Source organism: Streptomyces axinellae, assembly GCF_039532135.1.
GTDB classification, from domain to species: domain Bacteria; phylum Actinomycetota; class Actinomycetes; order Streptomycetales; family Streptomycetaceae; genus Streptomyces; species Streptomyces axinellae.
Genome location: NZ_BAAARJ010000004.1, coordinates 369,668 through 390,724, shown reverse-complemented (window position 1 = coordinate 390,724; position 21,057 = coordinate 369,668). Strand labels below are relative to the sequence as shown.

The 21,057-nt window shown below is 71.9% G+C and carries 11 protein-coding genes and 1 pseudogene; 8 read left to right on the top strand and 4 right to left on the bottom strand.

Annotated features, from left to right (window positions below):
- Nucleotides 1-41 precede the first annotated feature (41 nt).
- A complete protein-coding gene (locus ABD339_RS08190) occupies nt 42-1,139 on the bottom strand; it encodes a hypothetical protein (RefSeq protein ID WP_344563700.1) in 1,098 nt (365 codons plus the stop codon).
- Nucleotides 1,140-1,786: 647 nt separating this feature from the next.
- On the opposite strand from ABD339_RS08190, the gene ABD339_RS08185 reads away from it, so the two are divergent.
- Nucleotides 1,787-3,388, top strand: a complete 1,602-nt coding sequence (locus tag ABD339_RS08185; protein WP_344563699.1) for a M4 family metallopeptidase — start codon at nt 1,787-1,789, stop codon at nt 3,386-3,388.
- A 103-nt stretch (nt 3,389-3,491) separates the two neighbouring features.
- Here the strand turns inward: ABD339_RS08185 and glgP are convergent, their stop codons facing one another.
- Complete coding sequence (gene glgP / locus ABD339_RS08180) at nt 3,492-6,056, bottom strand: alpha-glucan family phosphorylase (RefSeq protein ID WP_344563698.1); 2,565 nt, start codon at nt 6,054-6,056, stop codon at nt 3,492-3,494.
- 242 nt (nt 6,057-6,298) lie between these two features.
- On the opposite strand from glgP, the pseudogene ABD339_RS08175 reads away from it, so the two are divergent.
- From ABD339_RS08175 to glgB, 5 genes and pseudogenes are all read left to right on the top strand, one after another.
- Nucleotides 6,299-6,787 (top strand): annotated as a pseudogene (locus ABD339_RS08175) (pectate lyase); the annotation flags it as partial.
- A 455-nt stretch (nt 6,788-7,242) separates the two neighbouring features.
- Nucleotides 7,243-9,291 carry an alpha-1,4-glucan--maltose-1-phosphate maltosyltransferase gene (locus ABD339_RS08170; protein WP_344563696.1) on the top strand — a complete coding sequence of 683 codons (2,049 nt, stop codon included), beginning with the start codon at nt 7,243-7,245 and terminating at the stop codon, nt 9,289-9,291.
- On the top strand, nt 9,278-10,987 hold the full coding sequence (gene treS, locus ABD339_RS08165) for a maltose alpha-D-glucosyltransferase (RefSeq protein WP_344563694.1): 1,710 nt from the start codon (nt 9,278-9,280) through the stop codon (nt 10,985-10,987). Before ABD339_RS08170 ends, treS begins: the two co-directional genes overlap by 14 nt.
- Nucleotides 10,988-11,125: 138 nt before the next feature.
- Nucleotides 11,126-12,829 (top strand): maltokinase N-terminal cap-like domain-containing protein, encoded by a 1,704-nt coding sequence (locus ABD339_RS08160; RefSeq protein ID WP_344563692.1) that lies wholly within the window; start codon nt 11,126-11,128, stop codon nt 12,827-12,829.
- 356 nt (nt 12,830-13,185) lie between these two features.
- On the top strand, nt 13,186-15,462 hold the full coding sequence (glgB, locus tag ABD339_RS08155; protein ID WP_344563806.1) for a 1,4-alpha-glucan branching enzyme: 2,277 nt from the start codon (nt 13,186-13,188) through the stop codon (nt 15,460-15,462).
- A 74-nt stretch (nt 15,463-15,536) separates the two neighbouring features.
- On the opposite strand, the gene ABD339_RS08150 is transcribed toward glgB, so the two are convergent.
- Nucleotides 15,537-16,460: a LysR family transcriptional regulator gene (locus tag ABD339_RS08150; protein WP_425575923.1), complete on the bottom strand. Its 924-nt coding sequence runs from the start codon at nt 16,458-16,460 to the stop codon at nt 15,537-15,539.
- 141 nt (nt 16,461-16,601) lie between these two features.
- On the opposite strand from ABD339_RS08150, the gene ABD339_RS08145 reads away from it, so the two are divergent.
- Nucleotides 16,602-17,849 (top strand): PrpF domain-containing protein, encoded by a 1,248-nt coding sequence (locus ABD339_RS08145; protein ID WP_344563690.1) that lies wholly within the window; start codon nt 16,602-16,604, stop codon nt 17,847-17,849.
- A gap of 142 nt (nt 17,850-17,991) precedes the next feature.
- A complete protein-coding gene (locus ABD339_RS08140) occupies nt 17,992-19,290 on the top strand; it encodes an SLC13 family permease (RefSeq protein WP_344563688.1) in 1,299 nt (432 codons plus the stop codon).
- A gap of 160 nt (nt 19,291-19,450) precedes the next feature.
- Here the strand turns inward: ABD339_RS08140 and ABD339_RS08135 are convergent, their stop codons facing one another.
- Entirely contained in the window at nt 19,451-20,923 is a 1,473-nt protein-coding gene (locus ABD339_RS08135; RefSeq protein ID WP_344563686.1) for a cation:dicarboxylate symporter family transporter, read from the bottom strand.
- Nucleotides 20,924-21,057 lie beyond the last annotated feature (134 nt).

Below are 21,057 nucleotides of genomic sequence, written 5' to 3'. Positions count from 1 at the left end.
CGGCGCGTGCGGCCAACCGCCCCGGGAGCGGCGCGCGCGGCTCAGGAGCGGGTGGCGGTGCCGCAGCCCGCTTCGGCCGCCTCCTGGGTGCCCGCGCGCACGGACGTGCTCCGGTCGTAGGGATCCACCCGGGTGCCGCCCCGCGAGCCCTCGGCCGCGCGTCCGGCGCCGAACTCGGGGACGAAGTACCCGGAGCGGGGGCCGCAGCCCCCGTTGGTGGTGTCCGTCTTGTAGGAGACGAGCGAGAACGTGCCCGGCCCGGTCCGCACCTTCGCCGGGTCGTCCCAGCTCAGCACGATCTCGCGGCGCACGATGGTGCGCACCACCTCGCCGCTGTCCGCGTCGGGCCGGGTGACGGGGTAGACGTAGGTGACGTCGGCGGTCACCTCCAGTGCGCCGCGCTCGCCTTCCCGGTAGGTGATCCGGCCCCGGGTCTTGACCACGTCCCCGACCAGCCGCGCCTTCCCCGGTGCGAAGCGGCTGAACAGCAGCAGCGGGTCGTTCTTCCGGCCGGGGGCGTCGAACGCCTTCTTCACATAGCTCTGGACGTCCCGCTGGTGCGGGTTGATCAGCGCGATCGCCGCGCGCGGGCGTTCTCCGCGCAGCACGCGGGGGTCCAGGCCGGAAGCGGCGAGGAAGTCCCGGGAGCGGTCGAGCGCCTTGGCCGTCTGTGCCTCGCTCATCCAGCCGGTCGCCCGGGGCGCGGGCAGGTGTATCCCCTCCCGCCCGTCGGCCCAGCGTGCCGCGGGCGAGCCCCGGAACGGCTCGTCGAGGGTGGGCCGTTCGGCTGCCGCCTCCGTGGCCGGCGCCCGGTCCGGAGGTCCCGATTCGGCGGAGAGCGGCGCGCTGCCGGCGTCGCCGCCGCCGAACCAGCCGGCGGGCCACGCGCCGGCCAGCGTCACCACCAGCGTGACTCCGGCCGCCACCAGTGCGACCGCGTACCAGCCCCTGATCCCGCGCGGCCGGGGCGGCCGGTGGGCCCGCCATCCCTCGGGCCGGCCGGGCTTCTCGCGCAGTCGCCGGGTCACCATCCTGGCCCGCGCCGACGGTTCCTTGGGGACGTCGTCCCCACCGGCCCCGGCCCCCCGCAGGAATCTCTCCCAGTCCTCGTCCGGTATGGACGACTCGCCCTTGTCCACGACGCGCTCCCGTATATCCGCATCCGGCCCCCAAGACCGGTCGTTATTCGCGCATCATCACACAAGTCCGCCGTATACCCGCTCACGAGCACCCCGGCGCCGCCGACTCCCGTGCCCTCGGGGAGCGTTGCGCCCTCCCGCCGCCCACGCCGGGGCGGCACCCGCGCGGCGACGGGCCGGCCCAGGCGGGGCCGGGGCCCATCACGAACGTGTTGACGTGCCGGGATACCGTCGCCGGGACCCGCGGAGAGGGGATGGAACGCGTGAATCCGGATCGCCGCGACCGCCTGCGGGACTCCTCCCGCCCCTGAGCCCCCTGAGCCCCGCGGCCTCTGGGCCCCGCGGCCCTTCGACCCATGAGCCCCTCGGCCCGCGGGCCCCCGGTCCGGACCTCGGGGCCGACGTGTCCGTAATGCGTGCGTGAACTTCGTACTAACGAACAGAATCTGGCCAACCTGCGGGCGGAGCCCGGCATTCCCGATGACATGTGCACGATGAAAGTGGCAGTCTGCCCAGCGCACGGAGCGGGAGATCCGTAAGGCGGCGCCACGTCTGCCGTACGCCCGCGCGGTGCACCGCACTTCAGTTCTGCCCGGACGGCTGATCGCCCATGCCGCCCGGTCCCCACGGCAGAAGGAGCCACCGAAGTGAGAGCACTCACCACCAAGCAGCGGATATCCGCCCTCGCCGCCACGGCGGCGCTCGTCGCGGCGGGCATCACCGCGGGCACGGCGGGCGCGGCCCCCAGCGGAGAGACCTCCGCCAGCGGCGCGCTGCCCGCGAAGCTGAGCGCCGCCCAGCACATCAAGCTGGTCAAGGCCGCGGACTCGGAGGCGGCCAAGAGCGCCGACGCCCGCGCCCTGGGTCTCGGCTCGAAGGAACAGCTCCACGTCAAAGACGTGATCAAGAACAAGAACGGCGCCACCCACACCCGCTACGAGCGCACCTACGACGGACTGCCCGTCCTCGGCGGCGACCTGGTCGTCCACAAGAACGCCGACGGCAAGCGCACCGGCGCCACCAAGGCCAGCACCGCCAAGCTCGACCTCAGCACGGACGCGCCCGCCGCCCACAAACCCGCCGCCGCCGAGGCGAAGGGCAGCAAGGCGCCCCGCAAGGTCGTCTGGGCCTCCCAGGGCAAGGCCCGCCTGGCCTGGGAGACGGTGATCGGCGGCGTGCAGAAGAGCGGCGCGCCCAACCAGCTGCACGTCATCACCGACGCGAAGAGCGGCAAGAAGCTCTTCGAGTTCCAGGGCATCAAGGAAGGCACCGGCAAGAGCCAGTACAGCGGCGAGGTGGAGATCGGCACCTCGGGCTCGGACGGCAAGTTCTCGATGCTCGACGAGGGCCGCGGCGGCAACAAGACCACGAACCTCAAGAACTCCGAGTCCGGCGACGGCGAGTTGTTCACCGACGGCGACGACAAGTGGGGCGACGGCTCCGTCAACGACCCCGCGACGGCCGGCGTGGACGCGCACTACGGCGCGGGCCAGACCTGGGACTACTACAAGAAGGTCCACGGCCGCGAGGGCATCGCGGGCGACGGCAAGGGCGCGGTCAGCCGGGTCCACTACGGCGACAGCTACGTCAACGCCTTCTGGGACGACTCCTGCTTCTGCATGACCTACGGCGACGGCGAGGGCAACAAGCACCCCCTCACCTCGCTGGACGTCGCCGCGCACGAGATGTCCCACGGCGTCACCTCGACCACCGCGAACCTGGAGTACGCGGGCGAGTCGGGCGGCCTGAACGAGGCGACCTCCGACATCTTCGCCGCCGCCGTCGAGTTCAACGCCGACAGCCCCGAGGACGTGCCCGACTACCTCGTCGGCGAGAAGATCGACATCAACGGGGACGGCACCCCGCTGCGCTACATGGACGAGCCCAGCAAGGACGGCCAGTCGCTGGACTTCTGGGACGCCAACGCCGGGGACGTGGACGTCCACTACTCCTCCGGCATCGCCAACCACTTCTTCTTCCTGCTGTCCGTGGGCAGCGGGGAGCGCGAGGTCAACGGCGTGAAGTACAACTCGCCCACCAAGGACGGCTCGAAGCTGGAGGGCATCGGCATCGAGAAGGCCGAACAGATCTGGTTCAAGGCCCTCACCGAGCAGATGACCTCCACCACCGACTACGCCGACGCGCGGCGCGCCACGCTCGCGGCGGCGGCCGACCTGTACGGCAAGGACAGCGCCGAGGTCAAGGCGGTCGGCGCCGCCTGGACCGGAGTGAACGTCACCGGCAGCTGACGGCCGCCCCGGCCGGACCGCACAACAAACGGTCCCGCCCCCGGAGTTCGCCTCCGGGGGCGGGACCCGTGCCATGCGGGGCCAACCTCGGTTCATGTGCCCCTCACCGCATGAGCACCCCGGCGCCCTCCCCCACAGCGTCCCCGACCCCCTCCGGCGGGACGGCGACCAGGCCCAACTCGGCGCCGGAGGCCAGCAGCCGGTGGGCGGGCAGGACGCGGACGGTGTAGCCGAAGGCCCCCGTCCGCCCCAGCGTCAGCGGGCCCTCGTACAGCCAGGTGCCCTCCAGACCGGGCCCGCCCCGCGGCTTGAGCGGGGTGTGGACGGTGCCCGCGCTCTCGATCCGGTCGGCGCCGTCCACCGGCCCGGCGACGGCCTGGACCTCCACATCGTCGGGGGCCAGACCGCCCAGTGCCACACGTACCCGCAGCGTGAGGCAGGAGCCGACCTCCAGTGCCTCGCCGCCGCCGGAGCCCTCCGCCGTCTCCACGTGATCGACGGTGACCCCGGGCCAGGCCGCGCGCACCCGTGCCTTCCACTCCGCCAGCGAGGCCGCGGCACCGGGATCCAGCGCGCGGTGGGCCCGCGCGGCCGGGGCGTAGAGCGTCTCGACGTAGCCGCGCAGCATCCGCTCGGCCAGCACCTTGGGGCCCAGCCGGGTGAGGGTCTGGCGGACCATCTCCACCCAGCGGAGCGGGACCCCGCCGGGCGCGCGGTCGTAGAAGCGGGGCGCGATGTGGTCCTCGACCAGGCCGTAGAGCGCGGCGGCCTCGATGTCGTCGCGCCGCTCCTCGTCGTCGGCGGCGGCGCCGTCCGCGCTGGGGACGGCCCAGCCGAAGTCGGGCTCGTACCACTCGTCCCACCAGCCGTCCAGCACCGACAGGTTGAGGCACCCGTTGAGCGCGGCCTTCATGCCGCTGGTGCCGCACGCCTCCAGGGGGCGCAGGGGATTGTTGAGCCAGACGTCGCAGCCGGGGTAGAGCTTGCGGGCCATCGTCATCCCGTAGTCGGGCAGGAAGACGATCCGGTGGCGCACCTTCGGGTCGTCGGCGAAGCGCACCAGTTCCTGGATGAGCCGCTTGCCACCGTCGTCGGCGGGGTGTGCCTTGCCGGCGACGACGATCTGGACGGGGCGCCGGGGGTGCAGCAGCAGCGCGCGCAGCCGTTCGGGGTCGCGCAGCATCAGCGTGAGCCGCTTGTAGGAGGGCACGCGCCGGGCGAAGCCGATGGTGAGCACCTCGGGGTCGAGGACGGTGTCGATCCAGCCGAGTTCGGCCCGGGCTGCGCCGCGCTCCCGCCAGGAGCCGCGCAGCCGGGCACGCACCTCGTGGACGAGTTCCTCGCGCAGCGTACGGCGCATCTCCCACAGCTCGGTGTCCTTGGCGGCGCCGGGGTCGGCGGGCACCGCGCGGGCCGTCCAGGTGGGCGCGTGAACGCCGTTGGTCAGTGCGCCGATGGGTACTTCGGCGGCGTCGAAGCCGGGCCACAGCGCGGCGAACATCTCCCGGCTGACCTCGCCGTGCAGGGTGCTGACGCCGTTGGCGCGCTGGGCCAGGCGCAGGCCCATCACCGCCATGTTGAAGTGGCGACCGTCCTCCGACCCGAGACGCAGCACGTCCTCGGCGTCCAGCCCCGGGAGTTCGCCGTCGTCGCCGAAGTGCCGGGCGACCAGTTCGCGCTCGAAGCGGTCGATCCCGGCGGGGACGGGGGTGTGGGTGGTGAAGACAGCGCCTGCCCGGACGGTCTCCAGCGCGGCGTCGAAGCCGAGCCCGGCCGCGCGCAGTTCGCGGAGCCGCTCCAGGCCGAGGAAGCCGGCGTGGCCCTCGTTGGTGTGGAAGACCTCGGGCTCGGGCCGGCCCGTCACCCGGCAGTAGGCGCGGACGGCACGCACCCCGCCGATGCCCAGCAGCATCTCCTGGAGGAGGCGGTGTTCGCTGCCGCCGCCGTAGAGCCGGTCGGTGACCTCGCGTTCGCCGGGCGCGTTGTCCTCGACATCCGAGTCCAGGAGCAGCAGGGGTACGCGGCCGACCTGGACCTGCCAGATGTGGGCGCGCAGCGTGCGTCCGCCGGGCAGCCGCAGCTCGACGTGGACGGGGGTGTGCCCCTCGGGCTCGCGCAGCACGCTCAGGGGCAGCTCGTTGGGGTCGAAGACGGGGTAGTGCTCCTGCTGCCAGCCGTCGGCGGTCAGCGACTGGCGGAAGTAGCCGTGCCGGTAGAGCAGGCCGACGCCGATGAGCGGGACGCCCAGGTCGCTGCCGGCCTTGAGGTGGTCGCCCGCGAGGATGCCGAGTCCGCCCGAGTACTGCGGCAGGGCTCCGGTGATGCCGAACTCGGGGGAGAAGTAGGCCACCCCGGTGGGCAGCGCTTCGCCCGCCCGCTGATACCAGCGCGGCTCCTCCAGATAGTCCTGGAGGTCGCCGGCGGCCACGGCCAGCCGCCGCAGGAACCCCCGGTCACCGGCCAGCCGCTCCAGCCGCTCGGGGGAGGCGGCGCCCAGCAGGGCGACGGGGTTGCCGCCGGCACGCTCCCAGCCTTCGGGATCGACGGAGCGGAACAGGTCTCGGGTCTCGCGGTGCCAGGACCAGCGCAGATTGCGGGCCAGCTCGTGGAGTGGGCGGAGGGGTTCGGGAAGGACGGGGCGCACGGAGAAACGTCGAATGGCCTTCACGGGATGACCGTAGCCGTCCGTGCGGCGGCGGCAACCGCTCGGCGCACGGCAACCTTTCGGCCCGCGGCGGCAACTGGTGCATGGCAGCGCAGGACGGCGCTGTCCCGTTCAGTTTCTTTCAGTCCCGTTCAGTTCTCTTCAGTTCCCATCAATTCCCTTCAGCTCCCGCTCCACCTGTCCATCCCCCACGACAAAGGAATCGAGAAGATGGCCCATCACCACCGCAGGAAGTTCTTCACCACGGCATCCACTGCGAGGGCTCCTGCACCCTGGAGAACGTGTGGTGGGAGGACGTCGGCGAGGACGCCGCCACCTTCCGGGGCGGCGACATCGCCACCTACACCGTCAGGAGCGGCGGCGCCCGGGGCGCGGACGACAAGGTGCTCCAGTTCAACGGCGGCGGCACCCTCAAGGTGAGCGGGTTCGCCGTCGAGGACTTCGGCAAGCTCGTCCGCTCCTGCGGCGACTGCTCGGATCAGACCGACCGCCATGTGGAGCTGTCGGACATCGAGGCCAAGGCGCCGGGCAAGTCGCTGGTCGGCGTCAACGAGAACTACGGCGGCACCGCGAAGCTCAGCCGGATCCGGATCCTCGGCGACAAGAACAAGAAGATCAAGCCCTGTGTCCGCTTCGAGGGCAACAGCTCGGGCGACGAGCCCGAGGAGACGGGCGCGGGCCCGGACGGCAGGACCTGCTGCCTCTACAAGGAGAGCGACATCTCCTACGGGTAAGGAGCACCAGCCCGCCCCGGTCGCCCCCGGTGACCGGGGCGGGCCGGCCGCCGGATGCGCCGGGGCCGGGGAGCGGCCGGGGGCGGGGCCGGGCGCGGGCATATGTTCCCCGCGCGGGACGGGCGCCCGGTGTACCCCGCTCCGGCGCCGCCATGTGTCACAGCCGCTCCCGCCCCCGTGACGGGCCACGCGCGGCCATGCGCGCGCGGCCCGTCGCGGCGTGGCAGAGGGCGGCTGCGGACGGCGTGAACTCCCCTTCCCTTCCGGTGGGGAAGCGGCCGTGCTCTTGCGGGACGGGCTGCTTCCCGTACCGTCGAAAAGGCCGTGCAGCGACAGGCCCTCCACCTGGGTGAACGCGCGCTGGAGGGGGCCTGTCCGCGTCCCGGAAGGCATCCGCTGAGCGGATAGAAAGTACGGACAGTCCGGTATCTCCCGCTATGCCCCCAGGTGAGCCCATGATCGGTCGCATTCCCGTGCTCGATGTCCAGCCCCTCGTCGAGTGCGGAAACCGTCCAGCCAAAGCCGTCGCGGGCGAGACCTTCCAGGTCTCGGCCACCGTCTTCAGGGAAGGACACGGGGAGATCGGCGCCAATGTGGTGCTGCGCGGACCCTCGGGCCGGGCCGGGCCGTGGACGCCCATGCGCGAGCTGGCGCCGGGCACCGACCGCTGGGGCGCCGAGGTCACCCCGGACGCCGAGGGCCGCTGGACGTACGCCGTCGAGGCGTGGAGCGATCCGGTGCGCACCTGGCGCGAACACGCGAAGATCAAGATCCCGGCGGGCATCGACACCGAACTCACCCTGGAGGAAGGGGCCCTGCTGCACGAGCGCGCGGCCGAGCGGGTGCCCAAGCACGAGGGCCGCGCGGTCGTGCTGCAGGCCGTGGACGCGCTGCGCGACGCGGGGCGCGGCGGCGCCGCCCGCCTGGCGGCGGCCCTGACGCCCGAGGTCGGCGCGGTCCTCGACCGTCATCCGCTACGCGAGCTGGTCTCCTCCTCTCGCCCCCTGATGCTCCAAGTCGAGCGCGCTCGCGCGCTGTTCGGGTCCTGGTACGAGCTGTTCCCGCGCTCCGAGGGCGCGGTCGTCAGAGCCGGGAAGCCGCCGGTGAGCGGCACGCTGCGGACGGCCGCCGAGCGGCTGGACGCGGTGGCGGCCATGGGCTTCGACGTGGTGTACCTGCCGCCGGTCCACCCCATCGGGGACGCCTTCCGCAAGGGCCCGGACAACGCGCTGTCCGCCGCCGCGCACGATGTCGGCTCCCCCTGGGCGATCGGCTCGGCCGCCGGCGGCCATGACGCGCTCCACCCCGACCTGGGCACGTTCGCGGACTTCGACCACTTCGTGGCCCGCGCCCGCGACTTGCGGATGGAGGTGGCGCTGGACTTCGCGCTCCAGTGCTCGCCCGACCACCCGTGGGTCAAGGAGCACCCCGAGTGGTTCCGCAAGCGCGCCGACGGCGCGATCGCGTACGCGGAGAACCCGCCGAAGAAGTACCAGGACATCTATCCCCTCGACTTCGACTCCGACCCGGCCGCCTGTCAGGGCATCACGGAGGAGACGCTGCGGGTGCTGCGGCTGTGGATGGACCACGGGGTGCGGATCTTCCGGGTGGACAACCCGCACACCAAGCCGGTGGCGTTCTGGGAGCGGGTCATCTCCGAGATCAACCGCACCGATCCGGACGTCCTCTTCCTCGCGGAAGCGTTCACCCGCCCGGCGATGATGCACACCCTGGCGCGGATCGGCTTCCAGCAGTCGTACACCTATTTCACCTGGCGCAATTCCAAGCGGGAGCTGACGGAGTACCTGGGCGAACTGACGGGCGAGGCCGCCGCGTACATGCGGCCGAACTTCTTCGTGAACACCCCGGACATCCTGCACGCCTACCTCCAGGAGGGCGGGCGCCCGGCCTTCGAGATCCGCGCGGTGCTGGCGGCGACGCTGTCGCCCTCGTGGGGGATGTACGCGGGCTACGAGCTGTGCGAGAGCACCCCGCTGCACCCGGGCAGCGAGGAGTACCTCTCCTCCGAGAAGTACGAACTGCGGCCCAGGGACTGGGCGGCGGCCGACCGCGAGGGCCGCTCCCTCACTCCGCTGATCACCACGCTCAACCGGCTGCGCCGCCGCCATCCCGCGCTCCGGCAGCTTCGCCACCTGCGCTTTCACCCCACCGACAACGACAACGTGCTGGCCTATTCCAAGCACTGCGCGCAGCCGCACGCCGACACTGTCCTCGTCGTGGTCAACCTCGATCCGTACCACACCCACGAGGCGACGGTGTCGTTGGACATGACGCAATTCGAAGCATCCGGACTGAGTGCCGCTCAGATGAGCGGCGCGGAGTCCTTCCCGGTGTGCGATCAGCTCACCGGCGAGACCTACCACTGGGGCAGGGACAACTATGTGCGCCTGGCGCCCGGGGGTGATTCCCCGGCCCCGGCGCACATCTGCACCCTGCGACCGTCCTCACCGACCGGAGGGTCACCCACTCATGATCGTCAATGAGCCCGTCCCCGACACCTTCGAGGACACACCCGCCACGGACCGCGACCCGGAGTGGTTCAAGCGCGCGGTCTTCTACGAAGTCCTCGTCCGCTCCTTCCAGGACAGCGACGGCGACGGCATCGGTGACCTCAGAGGGCTCACCGCGAAGCTCGACTATCTGCAGTGGCTGGGCGTGGACTGCCTGTGGCTCCCGCCGTTCTTCAAGTCACCGCTGAAGGACGGGGGTTACGACGTCTCCGACTACACCGCCGTGCTCCCCGAGTTCGGCGACATCGCGGACTTCGTGGAGTTCGTGGACGCGGCCCACCAGCGGGGCATGCGGGTCATCATCGACTTCGTCATGAACCACACCAGCGACCAGCACCCATGGTTCCAGGAGTCCAGGCGCGACCCGGAGGGACCGTACGGCGACTACTACGTCTGGGCCGACGACGACAAGCAGTACCAGGAAGCGCGCATCATCTTCGTGGACACCGAAGTGTCCAACTGGACGTTCGACCCCGTACGCAAGCAGTACTACTGGCACCGCTTCTTCTCGCACCAGCCCGATCTCAACTACGAGAACCCGGTTGTCCAGGACGAGATGATTTCCGCACTGCGTTTCTGGCTGGACCTGGGAATCGACGGGTTCCGCCTGGACGCCGTGCCCTACCTCTATGCCGAAGAGGGCACGAACTGCGAGAACTTGCCCCGGTCACATGCATTCCTCAAGCGGGTGCGCAGCGAAATCGACGCGAACTACCCGGACACCGTGCTACTGGCCGAGGCGAACCAGTGGCCCGAAGACGTGGTCGACTATTTCGGCGACTACGCCAAGGGCGGGGACGAGTGCCACATGGCGTTCCACTTCCCCGTGATGCCGCGGATCTTCATGGCGGTCCGCCGCGAATCCCGCTACCCGGTCTCCGAAATCCTCGCCAAGACCCCCGCGATCCCCTCCGGCTGCCAGTGGGGCATCTTCCTGCGCAATCACGACGAGCTGACCTTGGAAATGGTCACCGACGACGAGCGCGACTACATGTACGCGGAATACGCCAAGGACCCGCGTATGCGCGCCAACATCGGCATCCGGCGGCGGCTCGCCCCGCTGCTGGACAACGACCGCAAGCAGATCGAGCTGTTCACGGCGCTGCTGCTGTCCCTGCCCGGCTCGCCGATCCTCTACTACGGCGACGAGATCGGTATGGGCGACAACATCTGGCTCGGCGACCGGGACGCGGTGCGCACCCCCATGCAGTGGACGCCCGACCGCAACGCGGGCTTCTCCTCCTGCGACCCGGGCCGGCTGTTCCTGCCGACCATCATGGACCCGGTCCACGGCTATCAGGTGACCAATGTCGAGGCGGCGATGAGTTCGCCCAGCTCGCTGCTGCACTGGACCCGGCGGATGATCGAGATCCGCAAGCAGAATCCCGCCTTCGGCCTCGGCAGCTATGAGGAGCTGTCCTCCTCCAACCCCTCGGTACTGGCATTCCTGCGCGAATCCAGGCTGCCGGACGGCGGCGACGACCTGGTGATGTGCGTGCACAATTTCTCGCGCTTCCCGCAGCCGACCGAACTTGATCTGCGCGCGTGGGAGGGCCGCGTTCCCGTCGAACTGATCGGCGGCGTCCGCTTCCCCGCCATCGGTGAACTCCCCTATCTGCTGACCCTGGCGGGCCATGGTTTCTACTGGTTCCGATTGAGGAAGTCGTAGGGGACCGCTGCCCCCCGGCCGGAGCCGGCGAGGGGCAGGGAAGAGAAAAACGCTCGACACGGCACAGCACACCCGGACAACAGACCTCGCAATCCGGGACACTCTGCGTACCTTTCGTGTGCCCGGGGAAAGGACGCCATGTCGGACAGCTCCTTGCCCCTCGCCGCGACCCCGGCGACCGGCACCCCCAGTGACCCAGGCGGCACCGCGGTGCTGCGCTCCTTGTCGCCGCCCCTGCTGGAGTGGCTGCCGCGGCAGCGCTGGTTCGCGGGGAAGGGACGCCCGCTGACCGGGTTCTCACTGGTGGCGGCGGCCGAAATACTGCCGTGCGGCTCCGGGGGCACCACCCCCGGCCTGCTCCATCTGCTCGTCCGCGCCCAGCAGTCCGTCCAGCCCTTCCACCGCCCCCACGCGCGCGGCGGCGGCGACTGCTACCAGCTGCTGCTCGGCGTGCGGGACGCGCTGCCCCCCGAGCTGGGGCCCGCCCTCATCGGCCGGCCCTCGACCGGGCCCCTGCGCGGGCGCGCCGTCTACGAGGCGCTCCAGGACCCCCGGCTCACCACCTTGCTGCTGGAGCGGCTGCGGGTGCCCGGCAGCCTGGGCCCGCTGCGGTTCTCGCGGGAGCCGGGCGCGGAGATCCCCCCCGGGCTGACGCCGCGTCCGCTGGGCACCGAGCAGTCCAACTCCTCGATCGTCTACGGCGACTCCGCCATCCTCAAGGTCTTCCGCCGCGTCGAGCCCGGCGTCAACCCCGACCTGGAGCTGCCACTCGCGCTGGCCCGGCACGGCTGCCCGCACGTGCCGGCGCCCACCGCGTGGTTCGAGGCGACGGCGGCGGCCCCGATGCCGCGCCCGGCACCGCCCGCTCAGGGAAAGGAGAGCGCGGGTGCGGACACCGGAGCGAGGGGCGCGGGGGGCGCGGAGGGTACCGGGGACACAGCGGAGGCGGCCGGGCCGGGCGCGCGGGGTGACGGCGCCTCCCGTCCGCCGGGTGAGCGCACCCGGTCGCTGACCCTGGGCGTGCTCCAGCCGTATCTGTCCGGCACCTGCGACGGATGGCAGCTCGCGCTGCGCGCCCTGGCCGCGCGCCGGGACTTCACCGGATCCGCGCGCGCACTGGGCCGCACCACGGCCCGGGTGCACGCCATGCTGGCCGAGGCGCTGCCCACCTCGACCCTCCAGGGCGCCCAGTTGGAGTGGCAGGCCGAGCGGATGGCGGCCCGGCTGGAGGCCGCGAGCGCCGCGGTGCCCGCGCTGCGCCCGTACCGCGACGGGCTGCTCAGCGCCTACCGCGACCTGGCCGACCTCGGCACCGCCGGCGGCTCCCGCCCAGCCCAGCGCGTGCACGGTGACCTGCACCTGGGGCAGGTGCTGGGCGCCGACGGCGGCGCGGGCGACGGCCGGGACGGCGGCGATGACCGGGGTGGCGGGAGGGAGGGGACGGGCGGTGAGGGCGGTGACTGCGGCGGCGAGTGGACGCTCATCGACTTCGAGGGCGAGCCCGCCAGGCCGCTGGCCGAGCGTCGCGCCCACCAGCCCGTCGTCCAGGACATTGCCGGAATGCTGCGCTCCTTCGACTACGCGGCCTGCCAGCACGACGCGAACCCGGAGGATGCCTGGTCCAGCGCGTGGGCCCGGACCAACAGGGCGGCCTACTGCGCCGGTTACGCCGAGGGCTGCGGCGTGGACCCGCGCGAGGACGCCGTTCTGCTGCGGGCCTACGAGACGGACAAGGCCGTCTACGAGGTGCTGTACGAGGCCCGCAACAGGCCCGCGTGGCTGGGCATTCCGATGGCGGCGATCCGGCGGCTGACCACGCCCGGCACCTCCTGGAGCGGCTGAACGATTCTCCACCCACCACTTCCCTCTCGCCCCCACCACTCCTCTCTCGCCCCACCTCCCCCACCGCTCCCCCTTTCCCCCACCTCCTCATCCCCCGACGCACCGACCTGGAGGCGCACACCGTGACTCCCGACCAGCCCCCGGCGACGATTCCGGCCACGTTCCTGAGCGGGGCCGGAGCCCGTCCCGTAGACCGGACCGGAGCCCGGGCCAGAAGCAGGACCGGCGACGAGGCCGGAGGGCCACCACCCGGCACCGGCACCGGTCCGTCAGCACCCGAGTCCGCCGAACCCGAGCCCGTCCCGTCCGAGCCCGCCGGGCTCGCGCGCGAGCCCGTCCCCGAGGCGCGCAGACCGATGACCCGGCAGGTCCGGGACGGCGGCAGGGGCGGGGGCGGGCACGGGGTACGCCTCGCGCAGCCGCTGGCGGCGGCGGACCGCGAACGGCTGCTGGCCGGCACCCATCACGACCCGCACGCGCTGCTGGGCGCCCACCCGGTGCGCGGCGGGGTCCGCTTCCGCACGCTGCGCCCCTACGCTCGGGCCGTGACCCTGGTCGCCAAGGGCCTGCGGGCCGAACTGGCCGACGAGGGCGACGGGTTCTTCGGCGGGGTGCTCCCGCTGCCCCCGTCCTCGGTGCCCGAGTACGAGCTGCTGATCCGCTACGGCGCCGAGCCCGGTCTCGACGACGTACGCACCGCCGACCCGTACCGCTTCCTCCCCGCGCTGGGCGAGCTGGATCTGCACCTGATCGCCGAGGGCAGACACGAGGAGCTGTGGCGGGCGCTGGGCGCGCACACGATGACGCACGACGGTGTGGCGGGCACCCGCTTCACCGTATGGGCGCCGAACGCGCGCGGGGTGCGGGTCCCGGGGGACTTCAACTACTGGGACGGCACGGCGGCCCCGATGCGGTCGCTGGGCTCCTCCGGGGTGTGGGAGCTGTTCCTGCCCGGCGTCGGGGAGGGCGCGCTCTACAAGTTCGACATCGCGCGTCCCGACGGCAGCCACACGCTGCGCGCCGACCCGATGGCGCGGCGCACCGAGTGCCCGCCCGCGACCGCCTCCGTGGTGGAGGCCTCCGGCTACGAGTGGGGGGACGCCGACTGGCTGGAGCGCCGCGCCGGGGCCGTCCCGCACCGCGAGCCGCTGTCGGTCTACGAGGTGCATCTGCCCTCCTGGCGCCCCGGGCTGAGCTACCGCGAGCTGGCCGAGCAGCTCCCGGCGTACGTCAAAGAACTGGGCTTCACCCATGTGGAGTTGATGCCGGTCGCCGAGCATCCGTTCGGCGGCTCGTGGGGCTACCAGGTGACCGGCTTCTACGCGCCCACGGCCCGGCTGGGCGGCCCCGACGACTTCAGGTACCTGATCGACGCGCTCCACCGGGCGGGGATCGGGGTGCTGATGGACTGGGTGCCCGCGCACTTCCCCAAGGACGAGTGGGCGCTGGCGGCGTTCGACGGGACACCGCTGTACGAGCACGCGGATCCGCTGCGCGCCGAACACCCGGACTGGGGAACGCTGGAGTTCGACCTCGGGCGGCGCGAGGTGCGCAACTTCCTGGTGGCCAACGCGGTGTACTGGTGCGAGGAGTTCCACATCGACGGCCTGCGGGTCGATGCGGTGGCCTCGATGCTCTACCTCGACTACTCGCGCGGGGAGGGCCGGTGGCGGCCCAACGTCCACGGCGGGCGGGAGGACCTGGAGGCGGTCGCCTTCCTCCAGGAGATGAACGCCACCGTCTACCGCCGCTGTCCCGGCGTGCTCACCGCCGCCGAGGAGTCCACCGCCTGGCCGGGGGTCACCCGGGCCACCCACCACGTGGGCGAGGGCGGCTTCGGCGGGCTCGGCTTCGGGTTCAAGTGGAACATGGGCTGGATGCACGACTCGCTGACCTACGTGGGCAAGGACCCGGTGCACCGCAAATACCACCACGGCGACATGACCTTCTCCATGGTCTACGCCTACTCCGAGAACTACATCCTGCCGATCTCGCACGACGAGGTCGTGCACGGCAAGCGCTCCCTGGTCTCCAAGATGCCCGGCGACTGGTGGCAGCAGCGGGCCACCCACCGCGCCTACCTGGGCTTCATGTGGGCGCACCCGGGCAAGCAACTGCTGTTCATGGGGCAGGAGTTCGCCCAGGGTGCCGAGTGGTCCGAGGGACACGGCCCGGACTGGTGGCTGCTGGACCCCTCCTACACCGCCGAGCCCGATCACCGGGGCGTGCGCGACCTGGTGCGGGACCTGAACGCCGGATACCGGGCTGCGGCGGCCCTGTGGGAGCTGGATACGGAGCCCGCTGGATTCTCCTGGATCGTGGGGGAATCCAGCCAGGCCGCGGAGGGCGCCGACGACAACGTGTTCGCCTTCCTCCGGTTCGCGGCCGACGGGAGTCCCCTGCTGTCCGTCAGCAATTTCTCGCCGGTCGTCCGCGACGCCTACCGGCTCGGCGTACCCGGGGAGTGGTCCGCCTGGCGCGAGACGCTGAACACCGACGCGGCCCGCTACGGCGGCAGCGGCGTCGGCAACCCCGGACCCCTCACCGCCGGCCACTTCGCCGCGCACGGCCGCCCGCGCTCGATCGTGCCGACCCTGCCGCCCCTGGGCACGGTGTGGCTGCGGCCCTGCTGAGTGCGCCCCTGACCGACGGAGCCGCTGGCTGAGGGAGCTGTCGGCCGGTTCGCCGCCGCGTCCGCCCGGCGGGGCTACGCGGCGGCGAGCCGGGCGGCGGCCTCCCGCAGCAGCCGCGTCATCACGGGTGCGGTCGGGGTGGCGGCGCGGGTCCTGGAGCGGGCCAGCAGGATGCGGCGTACGGGGGCCGGGGTGTCCGTGCCGAAGCGCACCAGGCGTACGTCGTCCCGGTGGCTGGTGAGGGCCAGCCGGGGCGCGATGGCGATGCCCAGGCCCGCGGCGACCATGGCCTGGGCCTCCTGGTAGTCGTGGGACTCGTAGGCGATGCGCGGGGTGAATCCGGCGCGGTGGCAGCTGCGGCGCAGGACGTCGGCGACGGGGTGGTTGTCGGCGCGGATGATCCACTCGTGTCCGGCCAGTTCGCCGAGCTGGATGTCCTCCTGGCCGTCCTTGTCCGCCAGTTCGGAGTCGGCGGGGACGACGAGGACGGTCGGGTCGTCGAGCAGGTGCGTCACCTCGAAGGCGTCCTGCTCGACCCGGTTCCACTGGTAGTCCCACAGGAGGGCCAGCTCGACCTCGCCGGAGTGCAGCATCTCGCACAGCTGCGTCAGCACGCCCGCGCGCACGACGGTCTGCACCTGGGGATGGCGCTGCCGGAAGCGGGTGAGGGCCAGCGGCAGCAGCGAGGCGCTGGCGGTGGGGAACGAGCCGAGCCGCAAGGTGCCCCGGTCCAGATTCGCGAACGCGTCCAAGTCGCCCTGTACAGCGCGTAGTTCGCGGCGGATCGCCTGGCCCCGGGCGACCAGCGCGGCGCCCGCCGGGGTCGTGCGCACGCCGCGCGGCAGCCGCTCCAGCAGCGGCTGCCCGGCCTCGCGCTCCAGGAGGGACATCTGCTGGGAGGCGGCCGAGGTGGTCATGTCCATCGCCCGTGCGGCGGCGGTGAGGGAGCCGCGCTCGGCGGCCTCGGCGAGCAGCAGCAGTCGGCGCACATTCATCACGCCGCCGACTGTACCGCCTGACTTTAGCTGAGCTGAAGTGAGGTGAAGGAAGTTGGCATTGTGCTCAAGTCGCGGGTTTGCGAAGGTCTTCGCACCAACCGGAACGCAAACTTCGTGAACCACGGGAAGATCTCGGCTGACATGCACATTCCTGCAACTCTCCTGCGCGGCGGCACCAGCAAGTGCTGGCTGTTCGGCCAGGTGCACGTGCCCTCCGACCGGGAAGCGCTGGAGCGACTGCTGGTCGATGCCTACGGAGCGGCGGACCCCGTGCAGCTCGACGGGGTGGGCGGGGCGACCCCGACCACGTCCAAGGCCGCCGTGGTCAGCGCCTCGGCCCGGCGTGACGCGCACATCGACTATCTCTTCGCCCAGGTCGGTATCGGTACCGGCACGGTCGAGTGGGGCAGCAACTGCGGCAACTGCGCCACGGCGGTCGCGCTGTACGCGGTGGCGAAGGGCCTGGTCCCGATCACCGGCGACCGGACGCGCGTGGTGATGCGCAACACCAACACCGGCGCGGTCCTGGAGGCCGAGGTGGACACGGCCGGCGGCGTGGTGCACGAGTTCGGCACCCAGACGGTGCCCGGCACCCGCTCGGGCGGCGTCGCCGTCGGACTGACGTTCCGCGACCCGGCCGGCCGCTCCACGGGCGCGCTGCTGCCCACCGGAGCGGCGGCCGAGGACCTGGCACTCGGCCCGGCGTCCGGCGCGGCGGGCTCCGTACCCGACGTGCCCGGCGCACCCGCCGCGCCCGCCGCGCCCGCCGCGCCCGCCGCGCCCGCCGCGCCCGCCCGTACGCCGCGTGTCAGCCTGCTCGACGCGGGGGCCCCGGTCGCGCTGGTGGACGCCGCGACGGTGGGCCGCACGGGCGCCGAGACCCCGGCCCAGGTCCGCGCCGACGTGCCCTGGCTGCGGGCGGTGCGCCAGGCCGCCGCCCGGCGCATGGGCCTGGTGCGGCCCGGCGCCGAGCCCGGTGACGCGGTGCCGAAGGTGGGGCTGGTCGGCCCGCCGGTCCCCTACACCAGCACTCTGGGCGAGCCGATCGCCGCCGAGGACTACGACGTCTCGGTGCGCATGCTCACGATGAACGCCCCGCACCCGGCGATCGGTCTCACCTCGGCGGTGGCGGTGGCCGTGGCGGGCCTCGTCGAGGGCTCCGTCATCGCCACAGCCCTCTCGTCCGCCGCGGACGGTTCCGCTTCCGCCGCCGCGGACGGCTCGGGGCGGCATGACAGTCTGCGGATCGGCACCCCCGCCGGTGTGGTCCGGGTCGATCACCCGGACCTGACGCCGGACGGGCTCGGCCGCGTCACCGTCCAGCGGGCCGCACGCATCCTGTGCGACGCCGCGATCTCCGTGCCGGGCCCCTACCGGACCGCTGCCTGAGCGCCGCCCCCTCACCGCCCCACCCCCCTCGGCTCCCGCCCTCCGGCCCACCAAGTGCCCCTCCCGGCACCAGCTCCCGCCCTCTCCCCGTCGCACTCCCCCTCTCCCTCAGTCCCCCTCCCCCCCGCTCGCAAGGACAATGATGTCTGCTGAAGTGATCTCCATAGGAGCGCTGCTCGTCATGTTCGTGATCGGCACGGTGTTGCCGATCAACCTGGGAATCCTGGCCTTCGTCGCCACGTTCCTCGTCGGCACGGCCTCGCTCGGCCTGACCGAGGACGAGATCTTCGAGGGCTTCCCGGCGGATCTGTTCGTGACCATCGTCGGGGTCACCTATCTGTTCGCCATCGCGCGCCGGAACGGCACGATCGATCTGCTCGTCTCGGCGGCCGTACGCATGGTGCGCGGCAAGGTCGCGCTGATCCCGTGGGTGCTGTTCCTGGTCGCCGCGCTGCTGACCGCGTTCGGCACCTTCACTCCGGCCGCGGTCGCCATCCTCGCGCCGATCGCCATGAACTTCGCCTTCCGGTACGGGCTGAACCCGCTGATGTGCGGCATGCTCGTGATCAGCGGTGCGCACGCCGGAGCGTTCTCGCCCATCGCCGTGTCCGGGGCGCTCGTCCTCGGTCTCACGGACGACACCAAGCTGTCGGTGGCCCCGGCGACGCTGTTCTTCGCCAGCTTCGCCGTCAATCTGGTCCTGTCCGGGATCACCTACGCCCTGCTGCGCAAGCGCGGTGGTACCGCCGGCGCGGGCGAGCAGCACGAGCAGGCGGAGCAGCACGAGCATGCCGAGGGGCACGGGCAGGGCGGGCAGGAGACGGCCGTCGGGGCGGGTCCGGTCGCCCTCACCTGGCGCCAGGGGCTGACCCTCGCCGCGCTGCTCGCGCTGGTGGTCGGCGCCCTCGGCTTCCACCTGGAGATCGGCTTCCTCGCCCTCGCGGCCGGTGCGCTGCTGGCGCTGCTCGACATGAAGCAGCAGGAGAAGGCCGTGGACGGCATCAGCTGGCACACGCTCTTGCTGGTCGGCGGGATGATGACCTACGTGGCGATGCTGGAGAAGGCCGGCATCATCGAGAACATCTCCGAGCACGCGGCCTCGATCGGCGCCCCGCTTCTGGTGGCCTTGCTGCTGTGCTTCACCGTCGCGATCACGTCGGCCTTCGCCTCCTCGACGGCCATCTTGACCGCGATCATCCCGATCGCCGTCCCGCTGCTGTTCTCCAGCCACCTCAGTCCCGCGGGGCTGATCGCGGCGCTGGCGGTCTCGACCACGATCGTGGACGTCTCCCCCTTCTCCACCAACGGCGCCCTCGTCCTCAGCAACGCCCGCGGCGTGGACCGCCGGGGCTTCTACCGTCAGGTCCTCGGCTACACCTGCGCCATCGTCGGGTTCGGCCCCGTGGTGGCCTGGGGCGCGCTGGTCCTGCCCTGGTCGTAGGGGTCCGGACAGCCGACCGCCCCGCCGCGCCTACCGGGGGAGGTGGCGTGCGACGGGGCGGCCGGTTGTCGGGCGCCGGTCCTGCGGGGGGTCAGGCACCGGCGCCGTGGTCAGGGGACAGATACAGCGGCATGCATCAGGCAGTGCCAGGCATCAGGCGTCAGGCGTTGACGCCCTCGGACTTGACGGTGCTGACCGGCCGGGCGGCGTCCGGGGAGGGGACGGTGCCGCCCGCCGGGGCTTCGGCCGTGTCTGATCCATCTGATCCGTCCGCACCGTCCGGTCCGCCGTGGCCGTCCTCGGTGGCCAGGGTGCGCTCGTCGAAGGGGATGCGGCCGGCCAGCACCTCATCGACGCGGGCCCGGTCGATCTCCTTGGTCCAGGTGCCGATGAGCACGGTGGCCACCGCGTTCCCGGCGAAGTTGGTCAGCGCGCGGGCCTCGCTCATGAAGCGGTCGATGCCGACGATCAGGCCGACGCCGTCCACCAGTTCGGGCCGGTGGGACTGGAGGCCGCCGGCGAGGGTGGCCAGGCCCGCTCCGGTGACGCCCGCGGCGCCCTTGGAGGCGATGAACATGAAGATGAGCAGCGAGATCTGCTGGCCGAGGGAGAGCGGGTCGCCCATTGCCTCGGCCACGAAGATCGAGGCCATCGTCAGGTAGATCATCGTGCCGTCGAGGTTGAAGGAGTAACCGGTGGGGACGGTGATGCCGACGACGGGCTTGCTGACGCCCAGGTGCTCCATCTTCGCGATCAGGCGGGGCAGCGCCGACTCGGAGGAGGAGGTGGACAAGATCAGCAGGAACTCGCGGCCGAGGTACTTCAGCAGCGAGAAGATGTTGACGCCGGTGAACACCCGCAGGATCAGCCCGAGGACGATGAAGACGAACAGGAAACAGGTGGTGTAGAAGCCGATCATGATGACCGCGAGGGACTTCAGCGCGTCCACGCCGGTCTCCCCGACCACCGCCGCCATCGCGCCGAAGGCACCGACCGGCGCGGCCCACATCACCATCGCGAGCACCCGGAAGACGAGCTTCTGGATGTGGCCGATGCCGCGCAGCACCGGCTCGCCCGCCTTGCCCATGCCCTGGAGGGCGAAGCCGACCAGGAGCGCGATCAGCAGCGTCTGGAGTACCTCACCGCCGGTGAAGGCGGAGACCATGGTGGTGGGGATCATGCCGAGCAGGAAGTCGGTCAGGCCCTCGCCGCCCTTGGCCTGCGAGGCGCCCGCGTCCCGCGCCGCCTCGGTCAGGTGCAGCCCGTGCCCGGGGTCCAGGATGTTGCCGACGACCAGGCCGATGGCCAGCGCGACCAGGGACATCATCAGGAAGTAGCCGAGCGCGAGTCCGCCGACGGCGCCGACCTTGGCGGCCTTGCGGACCGAGCCGATGCCCAGCACGATCGTGCAGAAGATGATCGGCGAGATCATCATCTTGATGAGGTTGACGAACCCCTCGCCCAGCGGCTTGAGCTCCGTGGCCACGCCCGGTGCCGTGAGTCCGAGCGTCACGCCCAGCACCACGGCGGCGATCACCGCGATGTAGAGGTAGTGGGTGCGATCCCTTCGCGCCTTCGGTGCGGCGACCGGCGCCGTGTCGGCTGCGGCCTGCTGCGGTGTCTTCTTCGACACGTCGGCGGCTCCCTGTCAATGGGTCGGTTCCGTCCGGTCGCCCCCTGTCCGTGGCGGCATCGCGGATTCGGATCGTGTTGATTCCCGGTGACTATGCAGCAAGGTGCGACGGGCGTCACCCTTACGTGCATTAC